Origin of the sequence: Pseudomonas sp. Choline-02u-1 (genome assembly GCF_002836515.1) — a bacterium.
Lineage (GTDB): Bacteria > Pseudomonadota > Gammaproteobacteria > Pseudomonadales > Pseudomonadaceae > Aquipseudomonas.
In genome coordinates this window covers 1-16,266 of record NZ_PJBC01000011.1, presented here as the reverse complement: position 1 = coordinate 16,266, position 16,266 = coordinate 1, and the positions used below count along the sequence as shown (strand labels likewise).

The 16,266-nt window shown below is 59.2% G+C and carries 12 protein-coding genes; 3 read left to right on the top strand and 9 right to left on the bottom strand.

Translation table 11 applies throughout. The features are described from left to right. Nucleotides 1–690 carry an ABC transporter permease gene (locus CXF97_RS08870; protein ID WP_172833351.1) on the bottom strand — a complete coding sequence of 230 codons (690 nt, stop codon included), beginning with the start codon at nt 688–690 and terminating at the stop codon, nt 1–3. Between the two features lie 449 nt (nt 691–1,139). Here CXF97_RS08870 and CXF97_RS08865 point away from each other — a divergent pair, with 449 nt between their 5' ends. The 3 genes from CXF97_RS08865 (at nt 1,140) to CXF97_RS08855 (ending at nt 4,935) form a co-directional block, all read left to right on the top strand. After that, nucleotides 1,140–2,723 carry a peptide chain release factor 3 gene (locus CXF97_RS08865; RefSeq protein ID WP_101158012.1) on the top strand — a complete coding sequence of 528 codons (1,584 nt, stop codon included), beginning with the start codon at nt 1,140–1,142 and terminating at the stop codon, nt 2,721–2,723. 607 nt (nt 2,724–3,330) lie between these two features. Continuing rightward, nucleotides 3,331–4,512 carry an MFS transporter gene (locus CXF97_RS08860; protein WP_101158010.1) on the top strand — a complete coding sequence of 394 codons (1,182 nt, stop codon included), beginning with the start codon at nt 3,331–3,333 and terminating at the stop codon, nt 4,510–4,512. A 159-nt stretch (nt 4,513–4,671) separates the two neighbouring features. Then, the gene (locus CXF97_RS08855) at nt 4,672–4,935 is read left to right on the top strand and encodes a hypothetical protein (RefSeq protein WP_101158008.1); all 264 of its coding nucleotides are present in this window, start codon (nt 4,672–4,674) and stop codon (nt 4,933–4,935) included. Between the two features lie 204 nt (nt 4,936–5,139). Here CXF97_RS08855 and CXF97_RS08850 read toward each other — a convergent pair whose 3' ends face one another. The 8 genes from CXF97_RS08850 to CXF97_RS08815 form a co-directional block, all read right to left on the bottom strand. After that, nucleotides 5,140–6,120 (bottom strand): peptide ABC transporter ATP-binding protein, encoded by a 981-nt coding sequence (locus CXF97_RS08850; RefSeq protein ID WP_101158006.1) that lies wholly within the window; start codon nt 6,118–6,120, stop codon nt 5,140–5,142. Beyond that, nucleotides 6,120–7,088, bottom strand: coding sequence for an ABC transporter ATP-binding protein (locus tag CXF97_RS08845; protein ID WP_101158004.1), 969 nt, complete (start codon nt 7,086–7,088; stop codon nt 6,120–6,122). The genes CXF97_RS08850 and CXF97_RS08845 overlap by 1 nt, the downstream gene beginning before the upstream one ends. A gap of 10 nt (nt 7,089–7,098) precedes the next feature. Further along, on the bottom strand, nt 7,099–8,025 hold the full coding sequence (locus CXF97_RS08840; RefSeq protein ID WP_101158002.1) for an ABC transporter permease subunit: 927 nt from the start codon (nt 8,023–8,025) through the stop codon (nt 7,099–7,101). An 11-nt stretch (nt 8,026–8,036) separates the two neighbouring features. After that, nucleotides 8,037–9,047 carry an ABC transporter permease subunit gene (locus CXF97_RS08835; protein WP_016771720.1) on the bottom strand — a complete coding sequence of 337 codons (1,011 nt, stop codon included), beginning with the start codon at nt 9,045–9,047 and terminating at the stop codon, nt 8,037–8,039. Between the two features lie 73 nt (nt 9,048–9,120). Further along, entirely contained in the window at nt 9,121–10,716 is a 1,596-nt protein-coding gene (locus CXF97_RS08830) for an ABC transporter substrate-binding protein (protein ID WP_101158000.1), read from the bottom strand. 77 nt (nt 10,717–10,793) lie between these two features. Further along, the gene (locus CXF97_RS08825; RefSeq protein WP_101157998.1) at nt 10,794–12,215 is read right to left on the bottom strand and encodes an OprD family porin; all 1,422 of its coding nucleotides are present in this window, start codon (nt 12,213–12,215) and stop codon (nt 10,794–10,796) included. 176 nt (nt 12,216–12,391) lie between these two features. Beyond that, a complete protein-coding gene (locus tag CXF97_RS08820; RefSeq protein WP_101157996.1) occupies nt 12,392–13,990 on the bottom strand; it encodes an ABC transporter substrate-binding protein in 1,599 nt (532 codons plus the stop codon). A 299-nt stretch (nt 13,991–14,289) separates the two neighbouring features. Then, on the bottom strand, nt 14,290–15,915 hold the full coding sequence (locus CXF97_RS08815; RefSeq protein WP_101157994.1) for an ABC transporter substrate-binding protein: 1,626 nt from the start codon (nt 15,913–15,915) through the stop codon (nt 14,290–14,292). Nucleotides 15,916–16,266: the final 351 nt, after the last annotated feature.

The following is a 16,266-nucleotide window of genomic DNA, read 5'->3' as shown; positions in this document are numbered from 1 at the left end:
TTAAGACGGGCGCAAACCGCGTTCCAGCCAGAGACGGCTGGCAAGGGTGACCACGCCATCGAGCAACAACGCCAGCAGCGCGGTGCACGCGGCGCCGAGCAGCAGTTGCGGCTGATTGTTCAGGGCGATGCCGGGGAAGATCAGGCTGCCAAGGCTGTTGGCGCCGATCAGGAAGGCCAGTGGCGCGGTGCCGACGTTGATGGCCAGTGCGACACGCACGCCGCCGACAATGATCGGCACGGCGTTGGGTAATTCGACTTTCCACAGCACCTGGCGCGGCGTCATGCCGATGCCGACGGCGGCTTCTTTCAGCGAGCCCTGGACATTTTTCAGGCCTTCGTAGGTGTTGCGCACAATCGGCAATAGGGAGGCGAGGAACAGGGCGAAGATCGCCGGGCCGCTGCCGATGCCGAGGATGCCCAGCGCGATCGCGAGCACGGCCAATGGCGGCACGGTGTTGCCGATATTGAAGATCTGCATGAAGCGTTCGGCGCGGCCGACCATGTTGGGGCGGCTGAGGAAGATACCGGCGGGGATGCCCACGACGAGGGCGGCCAGCATGGAAGCGAGGACGAGAACCAGATGAGCTTGCAGGTAAAACAACAAATCGTCGCGGTAGTGTTCGATCGTGTTGATGCCGATCCAGTGGACCAGCAGGGCCAGGAGCGCGATCACCACCGCACCTCCCATCAGCCCTTTGCCATAGCGGATAGCCACAGGCGGACTCCTTTTTTTGTAGTCGGCGAGCGCTGCTCCGCGTGGCAAAACCATTCCTGGCTGCCGGAGTCAGCGTTCGCGAAAAGTAGCCGTTTTCCAGCACCGGCCAAGCGGTGTGAAAGCGAGCCATGAGCGCAGCCTCGTCAGGCTAACTTGCTGATTTTTCAGCCCCTGACGACAATTCGTAACAGGGGATGGACGTCTCCGTGCCTTAAAAGGTTCCCACATTGGATGCCATCTGGCCACCCGTTGGAGCTGCCGCAGGCTGCGATCTTTTGATCTGGCTTCTAAAAAACAGGTCAAAAGATCGCAGCCTTCGGTAGCTCCGGCGGGGTTTTGCGCGGCCGAGGGACGGTGGTTCGGCGATCACTTTTTAAGCTATACTCGCCGCCCTTTTTTGAATCACCGCCAGGCGATTTCCCATGACCCAACAGGCCGCCGAAGTCGCGAAACGCCGCACTTTCGCCATTATTTCCCACCCCGATGCCGGTAAAACCACGATCACCGAAAAGCTCCTGTTGATGGGCAAGGCGATTGCGGTGGCCGGTACGGTGAAATCCCGTAAATCCGATCGCCATGCCACATCCGACTGGATGGAGATGGAGAAGCAGCGGGGTATTTCCATTACCACGTCGGTCATGCAGTTCCCCTATCGCGAACACATGATCAACCTGCTCGACACCCCGGGCCACGAAGACTTCTCCGAAGATACCTATCGCACCCTGACTGCGGTGGACTCGGCCTTGATGGTCCTCGACGGCGGTAAAGGTGTCGAGCCGCGTACCATCGCGCTGATGGACGTTTGCCGACTGCGTGACACGCCGATCGTCAGCTTCATCAACAAACTCGACCGCGACATCCGCGACCCGATCGAACTGCTCGACGAGATCGAAGCCGTTCTGAAAATCAAGGCGGCGCCGATCACCTGGCCGATCGGTTGCTACCGCGACTTCAAGGGCGTGTACCACCTGGCCGATGACTACATCATCGTTTACACCCCGGGCCACGGTCACGAACGCACCGAAACCAAGATCATCCAGAAACTCGACTCCGACGAAGCCCGCGAACATTTGGGCGACGAGTACGAGCGCTTCATCGAACAACTGGAACTGGTGCAGGGCGCCTGCCACGAATTCAACCAGCAGGAATTCCTCGACGGTCAACTGACCCCGGTGTTCTTCGGTACCGCGCTGGGCAACTTCGGTGTCGACCATGTGCTTGATGCTGTCGTTGACTGGGCGCCGCGTCCGCTGGCCCGTGTCGCCAACGAGCGTACTGTCGAGCCGGTCGAAGAGAAGTTCTCGGGCTTCATCTTCAAGATCCAGGCAAACATGGACCCGAAACACCGTGACCGCATTGCCTTCATGCGTATCTGCTCCGGCAAGTACGAGAAAGGCATGAAGATGCGCCACGTACGCACCGGCAAGGACGTGCGCATCGGCGACGCCCTGACGTTCTTCTCCTCAGAGCGTGAACAGCTGGAAGAGGCCTACGCCGGCGACATCATCGGCCTGCACAACCACGGCACGATCCAGATCGGCGACACCTTCAGCGAAGGCGAAGTGCTGGGTTTCACCGGTATCCCGCACTTTGCCCCGGAACTGTTCCGTCGCGTGCGTCTGCGTGATCCGCTGAAATCCAAGCAACTGCGTCAGGGCTTGCAGCAGTTGGCGGAAGAGGGCGCGACGCAGGTGTTCTTCCCGGAACGCAGCAACGACATCATTCTTGGCGCCGTCGGTGTGCTGCAGTTCGATGTGGTCGCGAGCCGGTTGAAAGAAGAATACAAAGTTGAGTGCTCGTATGAGCCCATCACTGTGTACTCGGCGCGCTGGATCGAGTGCGACGACAAGAAGAAGCTTGAGGAGTTTTCCAACAAGGCGGTGGAGAACCTGGCGCTCGATGGCGGTGGGCATTTGACCTATCTGGCGCCTACGCGGGTGAATCTGGCGTTGATGGAAGAGCGCTGGCCGGATGTGAAATTCCGCGCGACGCGGGAGCACCATTAAGGTTTGATTTGTTTTTCTGAAAGCCCCTGAGGTGTAGGCCTTGGGGGCTTTTTTTTTGCCTTGGTATTGGCGGCCTTTGGGCCGACCATGCTCTGGTTGTTTTGGGGGCATATCCGTTTTTTGGGGTGTTGCGGCTGGCGGTTTCGCCCTTACGGCGAGTTCCTTTTTCAAACGCCGGAGTGCCGGCCCAGCAAAAAGGAACCAAAAGGCTTTGCTCCTGCGTTCGGCCTCCCACGCCCGGATCGATCCCTCCACTCAGCCTTCCGATGTCGCTGGTTAGGCAAGGTCAAGAGCACTCGAGCTAACGCTCATCGTGTGTAGGAGCTGCCGAAGGCTGCGATCTTTTGCTTTTGCTGCTCTGTGGAGCGAGCTTGCTCGCGAAGGCGATCTGCGGGCCGACGATTTTCTGTTTGATGCACTCAATCCAATTCGGTTGTAGAAGACTGCGATCCTGAAAAGTAAGGTCAATAGTTCTCAGCCTGCGGCATCTCCTACAGTGGTTTGTAGGGCGAATCCTTTTTTCGTGGTTTGAGTGTCTTGCGGTGCGAAAACCGCCGTGCGGCCGTTAGTGTTTCATTCCTGCCAGTCGTTCGAAGAGACCAATGGAGTGACAAGTCGACTGAATCATCTCCTGCGCCCCAACGGCTATTTCACCCCCATGGCCTGGGTCCTCGCCGCGCTTTTGTTCATCAATCGCCTCAGCGCCATGGTCAAGTTGTTCATGGCGTTGTACCTGCGTCAGGAATTGGGCCTGGCGATTGAAACCGTCGGCTGGCTGCTCTCGGCTTATGGCGCGGGGTTGCTGGTCGGTTCGATGCTGGGTGGCTGGCTCAGTGATCACGTGCGCACGGCGCGGCTGACGGCGGCGCTGTTTTTCGTTTCGGTGTGGGTGCTGGTGCTGTTGGGACTCGTGACCCAGGTGCCGTGGCTCGCCGGTTTGCTGTTGCTCAGCGGTGTCATCGACGGGGCGATTCGGACGTTGCATCAGCGGCTGATCATGGAGTACTGCGAAGTTGCGCAGCGCTCGCGGGCGCAGGCCTTAAGTCGGGTCGCGCGCAATCTGGGCATGGCCGCCGCCGGGGTGGCCGGTGGGGTGTTGGCGCAGGCGGATTTTCGTTGGGTGTTTTTTGCCAGTGCGGCGATGACGATGCTGGCGTTGCTGTGGTTTGTACGAACAACGTGGCGGCGGCCGATTCTGCAGCAGGAGCTGGCGCTGGATGCCACTGCCGGCTCGCCGTATCGCGACAAGCCGTTCCTCTGGCTATTGGCAGCGACGGCCGCGCTCGGTATTGCGTTCGACACCGTTTACAGCACGCTGGGCAATTATCTGCGCGATCACTACCACCTGAGCACCGAAGCGATCGGTTGGCAGTTCGGGCTCAATGCGCTGTTGGTGATCGCGTTGCAGATTCCGCTGTCGCATTCGGTCGAGCGTTGGGGCTCGCGCTGGCAAATGCTCGTCGGCAGCGTGCTGTTGGCCTGTGGGCTGGGCATGTTGCCGTTCGGGTCCGGGTTGGCTTTTGTGTGTTTGTCGACGGTTATCTGGACGCTGGGCGAAGCGTTGTTCATGCCGCCGCTCAATGTACTGGCGATGCAGTTTGCCCAGAGTGGCAAAAGCGGTCAGTACTTCGGGCTGTTCTTCATGAGCTGGAGCGTCAGCGCGTTGTTGTCGCCGGTGCTCAGCGGTCAGCTTTATGGCGAGTTTGGCGGGCACAGCGTCTGGCTGATGAGTGCGCTGCTGGTGCTGATCTCCATCCCGCTGACGTGGCAGGCGACGCGCGCCGCTTAGCTGTTTCAGTTATGGCAGTTATTCGAAAGCAATCTGGCCGTCGATGGCATTTATGCCTGCATGGCCGCGTCCTAACTGGTGAGCCGGGCCGATCGCAACTAGATTTCACTCGGAGCCAGTCCGGCAAGCATGTCTTAGCGCAACAGGATGGAGTCGGCCATGAAAAGCAGATTGTTACGGATTCTGATGTTGTTGAAAGTGATGGTGATGCTATCCCTCGGTACCGCAACGGCGTGGGCCGAGTGCGAGGATCACGAATCTCAGGCGTTCAACGGCCAGGTCGGGCATAGCGGGCTGATGCTCGCCAAGTCCGAGTCGGAGCCGGGGGATATGAATCAGGGTGGCAGCGCCGATGATGACGATACGACCACTGACGAGCCGGATACCGATGACCCGGATGACGAAGGCGATAGCCAGACGTAAATTACCGGGCAAAGAAAACCCCTTCTGCCTCGACTGATGCGCAATCGAGGTGGAAGGGGTTTGGTTAACTCTGATTCACCGCAAATCCCCTGTAGGAGCTGCGGAACGCTGCGATCTTTTGATCTTGCTTCTGAAAATCAAAAGATCGCAGCCTCGTTGCACTCGTCAGCTCCTACAGGTTTTATGCAGGTCTCAGCATTGGCCTTATGCCGCGCCGTCGAGAAACTGCTCGGCGTAGTGGCAAGCCACCTGCCGGTTATCCAGCTCACGCAGCAGCGGCTCTTCCGTGCTGCAACGTTCGGTCGCGTACGGGCAGCGCTTGTGGAAGGCGCAGCCTGAAGGCGGGTTCAGCGGGTTGGGCAGTTCGCCGACGATCTTGATTTTCGGCTTGTTCGGGTCCGGGTGAATGGTCGGGGTCGCCGACAGCAGCGCCTGGGTGTAAGGGTGCAGCGGACGTTCGTAGATGTCGTTTTTCGGGCCCAGTTCCACCGGGCGGCCGAGATACATCACCATCACGTCATCGGCCACGTGCTGCACCACCGCGAGGTTGTGCGAGATGAACACGTACGCGGTGTTGAACTCCTGCTGCAGGTCCATGAACAGGTTGAGCACCTGGGCCTGAATCGACACGTCCAGCGCCGAGGTCGGTTCATCCGCCACCAGCACTTTCGGTTGCAGCATCATCGCCCGGGCCAGCGCGATTCGCTGGCGCTGACCGCCGGAGAACATGTGCGGATAGCGCTGGTAGTGCTCGGGCCGCAAGCCGACCTGCTTCATCATCGCCTGGACTTTCTCGCGACGTTCGCTGGCCGACAGCTTGGTGTTGATCAGCAGCGGCTCGGCCAGTTGATCACCGATTTTCTGCCGTGGGTTCAACGATGCGTACGGGCTCTGAAAGACCATCTGCACGTCTTTGCGCAGTTGCTTGCGCTCGGCCTTGTCAGCGCCGGCGACCTCCTGGCCGGCGATCTGCAGCGAACCCGAAGACGGTTCTTCAATCAGTGTCAGGGCGCGGGCGAGGGTGGATTTGCCGCAGCCCGACTCACCCACTACGGCGAGGGTCTTGCCGGCTTGCAGTTCGAACGACACGCCGTTGAGCGCGCGCACGGTGGCGTGGCCCTTGAACAGGCCACGGGAGACTTCGTAGTGACGGGTCAGGTCGCGGGCGGTAAGTACGACGGCCATTACGCCACCTCCTGGTTCAGCGGGTAGAAGCAGCGGGCGAGGCTGTGGCTTTTCGGGTCAAGGCCCGGACGCTGCGCGCGGCAGTTGTCCTGCACGTACGGGCAGCGCGGCGACAGCAGGCAACCCTGCGGACGGTCGTAACGACCCGGAACGATGCCCGGCAGGGTCGACAGGCGTGAGGCGCCGAGGCTGTGCTCGGGAATCGCCTTGAGCAGCGCTTCGCTGTACGGGTGTGCGGGGATGTCGAACAGTTGCGGCACCTGGCCGACTTCCACGGCCTGGCCTGCATACATCACGCAGACGCGCTGAGCGGTTTCCGCCACGACCGCGAGATCGTGAGTGATCAGCACCAGGCCCATGTTCTGTTCTTTCTGCAACGCCAGCAGCAGATCCATGATCTGCGCCTGAATCGTCACGTCGAGGGCCGTGGTCGGTTCGTCAGCGATCAGCAGTTTCGGCTCGCCGGCAATCGCCATGGCGATCGCGACACGCTGGCTCATACCGCCAGACAGTTGATGCGGGTAGGCGTCCATGCGGCTGGCGGCGCCCGGGATCTCGACTTTTTCCAGCAGTTCGATGGCACGCTTGCGCGCTTGCTTGCCGGACATTTTCAGGTGCAGGCGCAGCACTTCTTCGATCTGGAAACCGACGGTGTAGCTCGGGTTCAGCGCGGTCATCGGATCCTGGAACACCATCGACAGGTCTTTGCCGACGATCTGCCGACGCTGACGGTTGCTCAGCTTGAGCATGTCCTTGCCGTCGAAGCTGAGCGAGTCAGCGGTGACGATGCCGGGATGTTCGATCAGGCCCATCAGCGCCATCATGGTCACGGATTTACCCGAGCCCGACTCGCCCACGATGGCCAGTACTTCGCCTTTGTCGACTTTCAGATCGAGGCCGTCGACCACCGGCGTGGCGTTCTTGTCGCCGAAGCGGACGTTGAGATTCTTGATTTCTAGCAGTGACATGGGAATCTCCTCAGGCGGCGTTCTTGAGTTTCGGGTCCAGCGCATCGCGCAGGCCGTCGCCCATCAAGTTGATTGCCAGCACGCTGAGCAAAATGGTCAAACCAGGCAAGCTGACTACCCACCAGGCGCGTTCGATGTAGTCGCGGGCCGAGGCCAGCATGGTGCCCCACTCAGGGGTTGGTGGTTGCACGCCGAGGCCGAGGAAGCCCAGTGCCGCAGCATCGAGGATCGCCGACGAGAAGCTCAGGGTCGCCTGCACGATCAGCGGCGCCATGCAGTTGGGCAACACGGTGATGAACATCAGACGCGGCAGACCGGCACCGGCCAGGCGCGCGGCGGTGACGTAGTCGCGGTTCAGTTCGCCCATCACGGCGGCACGGGTCAGACGCACGTAGGACGGCAGCGAAACCACGGCAATCGCGATCACGGTGTTGATCAGGCCAGGGCCGAGGATGGCGACGATCGCCACGGCCAGCAACAGCGATGGCAGGGCCAGCATGATGTCCATCAGACGCATGATGGTCGGGCCGATCATCTTCGGGAAGAAACCGGCGAAAAGACCCAGCAGGATCCCCGGAATCAACGACATCACCACCGACGACAAGCCGATCAACAGCGACAGGCGCGAGCCCTGGATCAGACGCGAGAGCAGGTCACGACCGAGTTCATCGGTGCCGAGCAGAAACTGCAGCTGCCCGCCTTCGAGCCACGCCGGTGGCGTCAGCAGGAAGTCACGGTATTGCTCGCTCGGGTTATGCGGCGCCACCCACGGCGCGAAGATCGCGCAGAAGATGATCAGCAGCATGAACAGCAGGCCGGCAACGGCGCCCTTGTTCTTGGAGAACGCTTGCCAGAATTCTTTGTACGGCGACGGGTACAGCAGGCTTTGATCCACGGCGGACGTGGCGGTGGCTACTGAGGATGTTGGAGTGCTCATGGGTATTGACCTCAGCGCTGATGACGGATGCGTGGGTTGGCAAAGCCGTAGAGGATGTCCACCACGAAGTTGACCAGAATCACCAGGCAGGCGATTAACAGGATGCCGTTTTGCACCACCGGATAGTCCCGGGCGCCGATGGCTTCGATCAGCCATTTGCCGATGCCGGGCCAGGAGAAGATGGTTTCGGTCAGGACTGCACCGGCCAGCAGTGTGCCGACCTGCAGACCGACCACGGTCAGTACCGGAATCAGCGCGTTGCGCAGACCGTGGACGAATACCACGCGCGACGGCGACAGGCCTTTGGCCTTGGCGGTGCGGATGTAGTCTTCACGCAGCACTTCGAGCATCGACGAACGGGTCATCCGCGCGATCACCGCCAGCGGAATGGTGCCGAGCACGATGGCCGGCAGGATCAAGTGATGCAGCGCATCGAAGAACGCGCCGACGTCATCGGCCAGCAGCGTGTCGATCAGCATGAAGCCGGTTTTCGGCTCGATGTCATACAGCAGGTCGATGCGCCCGGAGACCGGGGTCCACCCCAGGCTCACCGAGAAGAACATGATCAGGATCAGGCCCCACCAGAAGATCGGCATCGAATAGCCCGCGAGGGAGATGCCCATCACCCCGTGGTCGAACAGCGATCCTCGCTTGAGCGCCGCGATTACCCCGGCCAGCAGGCCGAGAATGCCGGCGAACAGCAGGGCGGCCATGGACAGTTCCAGGGTCGCCGGGAAAAGAGAGGTGAACTCGGTCCACACACTTTCACGGGTACGCAACGACTCACCGAGATCGCCCTGGGCCAGTTTGCCGATGTAGTCCAGATACTGGGCATACAGCGGCTTGTTCAGCCCCAGGCGTTCCATTGCCTGAGCGTGCATTTCGGGGTCGACCCGACGTTCGCCCATCATCACTTCCACGGGGTCGCCCGGAATCATGCGAATCAACGCGAAAGTCAGCAAGGTGATGCCGAAAAACGTGGGGATCAACAACCCCAGTCGGCGGGCAATAAAACTAAACATCTTGTGTGGTACCTCATCAGCCGGTTAGGCGTGCCCGGCGAGCCTGGGGTCAGGTCTGCCGGGCGTTTCTTATCTACTTCACCTGGGTGGTGGCGAAGTTATTGGTGGTGAGAGGGCTGATGTGGTAGCCCTCTACATTTTTGCGCATTGCAGTGAACATCCGAGTATGGGCCATGCTGATCCATGGCTGGTCCTGATTAAACAGCACTTGTGCCTGTTCGTAGAGCGCGGCGCGTTCGGCCGGATCTACTTTAGCCCGCGCTTCATCCAGCAGCGCCTGGAATTTCTCGTTGCACCAGCGTGCGTAGTTTTCGCCGTTCCTGGCGGCCTCGCAACTGAGCATAGGCGTCAGGAAGTTATCCGGGTCGCCGTTGTCGCCCGCCCATCCGGCCGAGACCATGTCGTGCTCGCCGGCCTTGGCGCGCTTGAGCATTTCGCCCCATTCCATCACGCGGATGTCGATCTTGATCCCGACTTTCGCCAGGTCAGCCTGCATCATTTGCGCGCCGAGCATCGGGTTGGGGTTGGTCGGGCCGCCGCCGTTGCGGGTGAACAGGGTGAAGGTAGTGCCTTCCGGAACCCCGGCTTCCTTGAGCAGGGCGCGCGCCTTGTCCAGGTCGCGTGGCGGGTTTTTCAGGTCGTGGTTGTAGCCGAGCAGAGTCGGCGGGTATGGGTTGACCGCTACCGACGCGTTGCCTTTGCCGAACAGCGCGTTGACATAGGCTTCCTTGTCGAAAGCGATATCGATAGCTTTACGCACACGCACGTCGCTCATGTATTTGTGCTGGGTGTTCATGGCGATGTACGAAACGGTCATCGCGTCCAGCTCGTCGACTTTCAGGTTGCTGTCTTTCTTGATGCTCGGAATGTCGTCGGGCTTCGGATACAAGGCGATCTGGCACTCGTTGGCTTTGAGCTTCTGCAGGCGCACATTGTTGTCGGTGGCAATGGCCAGGATCAGCGCATCGGCCGGTGGCTTGCCACGGAAATAATCCGGGTTGGCCTTGAATCGCACCTGCGCGTCCTTGGCGTAACGCTGGAAAACGAACGGGCCGGTGCCGATCGGCTTGTTGTTGAGGTCGCCGGCCTTGTTGGTCTTGAGCAATTGATCGGCGTACTCGGCGGAGTAGACGGCGGTGAACGGCATCGCAACGTCGGCCAGGAACGGCGCTTCGCGGCGGGTCAGAGTGAACCTGACCGTGTGCTCGTCAACTTTTTCGACGCTTTTGAGCAGTTCCTTGAAGCCCATGCTTTCGAAGTACGGGAAGCCCACGCTCGACAATTTGTGCCACGGGTGGTTCGGGTCCAGCTGGCGCTGGAAGCTCCAGACCACGTCGTCGGCGTTCATGTCGCGAGTCGGCTTGAAATATTCGGTGGTGTGAAACTTGACGCCTTGGCGCAGGTGGAACGTGTACGTCAGTCCGTCTTCGCTGATGTCCCAGGTGTCCGCCAGGGCCGGAACGATTTCCGTGGTGCCCGGCTTGAAGTCCACCAGGCGGTTGAAGATGGTTTCGGCCACAGCATCCGCCGTGACTGCAGTTGTGTACTGGACCATATCGAAGCCTTCCGGGCTGGCTTCGGTGCAGACCACCAAGGGTTTGGCCGAGGCGCCAATGGCAACGCTCAGCAACGCAGCCGCCATGGCCGCACGTAGGGGAAGCATTTTCATCGATAACCCTCTGCAATCGGTTGAAGACAGAAAACCGAACGGCCGACTCATCATGAGTCAGCCGTCGGTTGGCGTTTTTACAGAATGTTGAACGGGATGGTGGTCACGAGACGGAACTCGTTGATGTTGCCGTCAGCCTGATGCTCGCTGGCGCGGTGAGTGGTGTACGTCGCGCGAATTGCAGTGGCTTTGAGCGGGCCACTTTGCACAGCGTAGGAAGCCCCGACACCGTATTCGTAGTGGGACTCGCCATCCATCAGGCTCAGGTCGCCGCGCTTGGCGCCCGGGTCGGTGTAGGCGGTGCCACGGTAGTGAGTACCGTCGATGCCCCAGCCCCGTGCCTGGTAGATGTTGAACTTCAGGCCAGGTACACCGTACTCGGCCATGTTGATGCCGTAGGCAATCTGGAAGGACTTCTCGTTCGGGCCGTTGAAGTCCGACAGCAGGGAGTTGGCCAGGTAGATGCCGTTGGTTTCGTGCAGGTAGTCGAAGTACTCGTTACCGTTAACTTCCTGGTACGAGAACGTCAGGCTGTGAGCCTGGTGAGTCAGACCCAGCGACAGCGAGTAGGTATCGTTGTCGATGTTGCCCATCAGTTTTTTGCCTTCATCGACGGTCTTGTAGTAGTTCAGACCGGTGGTCAGGCTCAGCACCTGGCTGTCACCCAGTTCGTGGGTGCCGCCGAAGTAGTACTGGTTCCAGAAATCTTCGACATTGGCGACATAGAGGCTGGTTTTCAGGCTCTTCAGCGGCTGGTAGTTCACGCCTGCGGTGTAGACCTTGTCGGTCTCCACGCCCGTTTGCGAATATTCGGTGCGGAATTTCGACAGGCTCTGCTCAGTACGCGGCGAGACGCGGTCAAACCCGCCCAGGTCGAACGACAGGTTGTTGAATTCCTCGCTGTGCAGGCTGATACCTTCAAAGCTCGAAGGCAGCGGACGGTTGCCGATGACATCCACGATCGGCGTGCTGAAGTTCTGGCGGCCGGCAGTCAGGGTGGTGTTGGACACGCGGAACTTGACGTTGGCCAGGCCCAGTTTGCTCCACTGGTCAACGGCGTCGCCGTCGGAATCGGCCAGAGTACGGTTGGAGCCGCCGGCGATGTTCTTGCGGTCACCGTCAAGCACAATGGCGTTGTAAGCGGCGACTTCGGTGCTCACGCCAACGGTGCCTTGGGTGAAGCCCGAGGTGTAGTTGACGATGGTGCCCTGTACCCAGTTGATGCGACGCGCAGTCGGCGTCTTGACCAATGGCGACGTGTTCTTGTCGCTGTTTTTCACGTAGCTGAAACGGTCATCACGACGCTTCAGTTCGTTGGCATACCAGTTGCGGGTTGTGCCGCCCAGGCTTTGTCCATCGATAAAGCCTTTGGCCTCGCTTTGGGCGCTGCTGCCGGCCAGTGTGGTAGGGACGAATTCCTGACTTGCAGGTTCGGCATACGCCGTCGCGGTGATGCTGCTGATGGCCAGGGCCAGTATCGCGGTGCTGCTCAGTTTCATGGGTGAAGCTCCTTTACTTTCTTTTTATCCCGGCTTTTTTTGGTAGTCCGGTTATTGGTTTAGAACTCGTTCACACATCGCAAACGTTTGCAAAAAGCCGGATTGGCGAATTTCGGCAAAGCGCTTGCGTGAGGGGAGTAGACGGCTCCCCTCAGCATTGCGGCTAATCGGTGGGTTTAATCGATACTGACGCCCGAAAATACGTTGCGGCCGAACGGGCTGACTTTGAACCCTTCGACCCGGGTGCTTAACGGTTGGTTGACCGTCGAGTGGGCGACTGGCGTGATCGGCACTTGCTGTTTAAGCAATTGCTGGGCCTGTTTATAAAGCACGGTGCGCTGTTCGCGGTCGGTAACGACCTTGGCCTGCTTGATCAGCTTGTCGTACGCCGGGTCGCACCACATGGAGTAGTTGTTGCCGCCGATGGCGTCGCAGCTGTACAGCGTACCCAGCCAGTTGTCCGGATCCCCATTGTCACCGGTCCAACCGATCAGGCTGACATCATGCTCGCCGTTCTTGGTGCGCTTGATGTACTCGCCCCATTCGTAGCTGACGATCTTCACTTTCAGACCGATCTTGGCCCAGTCGGACTGGAGCATTTCGGCCATCAGTTTGGCGTTCGGGTTGTACGGACGCTGCACCGGCATCGCCCACAGGGTGATCTCGGTGCCTTCTTTCACACCGGCAGCCTTGAGCAGCTCTTTGGCTTTTTCCGGGTTGTAGGCGGCGTCTTTGATGGTGTCATCGTAGGACCACTGGGTCGGTGGCATGGCGTTGACGGCCAGTTGGCCGGCGCCCTGATAAACAGCGTTGAGAATTCCCTGTTTATTCACCGCCATGTCCAGCGCCTGGCGCACTTCGAGCTGGTCGAAAGGCTTGTGGCGGACGTTGTAGGCGATGTAGCCGAGGTTGAAGCCCGGCTTGGAAATCAGTTGCAGCTTCGGATCGGTTTTCAACGCTTCAACGTCGGCAGGGCGTGGGTGCAGGGTGATCTGGCACTCGTTGGCCTTGAGCTTCTGCACGCGTACCGAGGCATCGGTGTTGATAGCGAATATCAGATTGTCGAGCTTGACCCGGCTCGGGTCCCAATACTGTTTATTAGCCGTGTAACGGATGTTCGAATCTTTCTGATAACTCTTGAACACGAACGGCCCGGTGCCGATCGGTTTCTGGTTGATATCGCTCGGCTTGCCTTCGGCCAACAGCTTGTCGGCGTACTCGGCAGACAGGATCGCGGCGAAGCTCATGGCGATGTTCTGAATGAACGCGGCGTCGACGCTGTTGAGCGTGAACTCCACGGTCAGCGGCCCGGTCTTCTCGACCTTGGCGATGTTCTTGTTCAGGCTCATCCCGTTGAAATACGGGAATTCGGTCGGGTAAGCCTTACGAAACGGCTGTTGCGCATCAAGCATGCGATTGAACGTGAACAGCACGTCGTCGGCGTTGAAGTCGCGGGTTGGCTTGAAATAAGGAGTCGTATGAAATTTCACACCTTCACGCAGGTGAAAGGTGTATTTCAGACCATCCTCGGAAATATCCCATGTGGTTGCCAGGCCAGGTACGACATTGGTCGCGCCTTTTTCGAACTCGACCAGTCGGTTGTACAGCGGTTCGGCGGCGTCGTTATCGGTGGCCGTCGTGTATTGCGCGGTATCGAAACCCGCCGGGCTGCCTTCCGAGCAGAACACCAGGCTTTTCGGTGCGGCGAAACTGGCGGACGACGCGGCCAACAGGCCGGCCCCCAGCAATGCGGAAAACTTCAAGGTATGGCGCATGACGCTCCCTCTTTTTTAGTGTTGTGCAATGCGCCGTCGTCTCATCCACAGACGTTCAGGCAACATTGAGCTCAAACCATGACGTACGGCAAACCGGTGGCCCACGCGGAAACTGGTCAGTACGCGACGGTAGGCACCGTGCTTCTGGCAGTAAATACGTAAATGCCTTAATGCTCGTAGGAAAAGTCGACGCGCCAATACCGAAGCAATCATCTACTACGGATTTTGGTGTAGGCCTTTTCCTGTTTACCCGGTAGATAAAACAACGGCGACGTCAGAAACGCCGCCGTTGCAATGCCTTACTTGCTGACGCTGACGCCGTAGAAAGAATTCAAGCCGAATGGGCTGATCTTGAAATCCTGCACGTTGGCGCGCATGGGTTGGTACACCGTCGAGTGAGCGATAGGTGTCATCGGGACTGCATCTTTGAGGACGTGTTGCGCCTGTTTGTACAGTTCGGTGCGCTTGCCCTGATCGGTCGTGCGTTTGGCTTCTTTCACCAGACCGTCGAACTTCTTGTCGCACCACTTGGAGAAGTTGTTGCCGCTGAGGGAGTCGCAGCCGAACAACACGTTGAGCCAGTTGTCCGGATCACCATTGTCACCGCTCCAGCCAATGATCATGGCCTGGTTCTCGCCACCTTTGGAACGCTTGATGTACTCGCCCCACTCGTAGCTGGTGATCTTCACTTTCAAGCCGATCTTGGCCCAGTCGGACTGGAGCATTTCAGCCATCAGTTTGGCGTTCGGGTTGTATGGACGCTGTACAGGCATCGCCCACAGGACGATCTCGGTACCTTCCTTGACGCCGGCTTCCTTGAGCAGCTGTTTGGCTTTCTCAGGATCGTACTTGGCGTCTTTGATCGTGGTGTCGTAAGACCACTGGGTCGGCGGCATGGCGTTGACGGCCAGCTGGCCCGCGCCCTGGTAAACCGAATCGATGATCTGCGGCTTGTTCACGGCCATGTCCAGCGCCTGACGCACACGCAGGTCAGCCAGCGGGTTGGCCTCGTTGCTGCCCTTGACCTTGTCCATCACGTTGTAGGCGATGTAGCCAAGGTTGAAGCCGGCCTGATCCGGCATCTTCAGCGACTTGTCTTCTTTGAGCGCTTTCAGATCCGCCGGACGCGGGAACAGGGTGACCTGGCACTCGTTCTTTTTCAGTTTCTGGATACGCACCGACGGGTCAGTGGTGATGGCAAAGATCAGGTTGTCGATCTTCACATCTTCAGGCTTCCAGTAATCCTTGTTGCCGGTGTAACGGATGTTCGAGTCTTTCTGGTAGCTCTTGAACACGAACGGGCCAGTGCCGATCGGCTTCTGGTTGATATCGGCGGCTTTGCCATCCTTGAGCAGTTGGGCCGCGTACTCGGCGGACTGCACGGAGGCGAAGCTCATCGCCATGTTCTGGATGAACGCGGCGTCGACTTCTTTCAGGGTGAACTTGACGGTGTGGTCGTCGACTTTATCGATCTTGGTGATGTTGGTGTCCATCCCCATGTCGGTGAAGTACGGGAATTCGGTCGGGTACGCCTTACGGAACGGGTCGTCCTTGTTGATCATGCGGTTGAACGTAAACAGCACGTCGTCGGCGTTGAATTCACGAGTCGGCTTGAAATAAGGGGTGGTGTGGAACTTGACGCCTTCGCGCAGGTGGAAGGTGTAAGTCAGGCCATCGTCGGAAATGTCCCACTTGGTCGCCAGGCCAGGAATCACGGCGGTGCCGCCGCGCTCGAACTGGGTCAGGCGATTGAACATGGTTTCGGCTGAGGCGTCGAAGTCGGTTCCGGTGGTGTACTGGCCTGGGTCGAAACCGGCCGGGCTCCCTTCGGAGCAGAACACCAGGTTAGTCGCAGCGGATGCGAACGGTGCGGAGGCTAACAAGCCTGCGCCGACTAAAAACGGAATGACCGCGTGTTTAAGCATGTTGGCCTCATGATTTGTTGTCATTTTTTAGTAGTGAGGTACGACCTCGTGAGTCGTGCCTGCGGATACTTATGCAGGGGCCATACCCAATGCAAGATCCAGAGCGGTCGGCGGCGTTAAACCGTGGCACGAACGTACCTTAATGTCGCATCCGTATAACTTTTGACGCATTTGACCGTTTGCGCGTGGTTTTTGCGGTGCATTCGCGGCACTGAAATGGTGCGCTGGAGGTGTCGGGTGCGCTTGGGTGGGGCTTGGTGTTACTTATTTATACCCTTGGGGACTGTCCCTTATACCATCTTGAGGTTGCCGACGATAGGGAAGGGGTAGAGTCAGGGGGTCGCGGTGCAT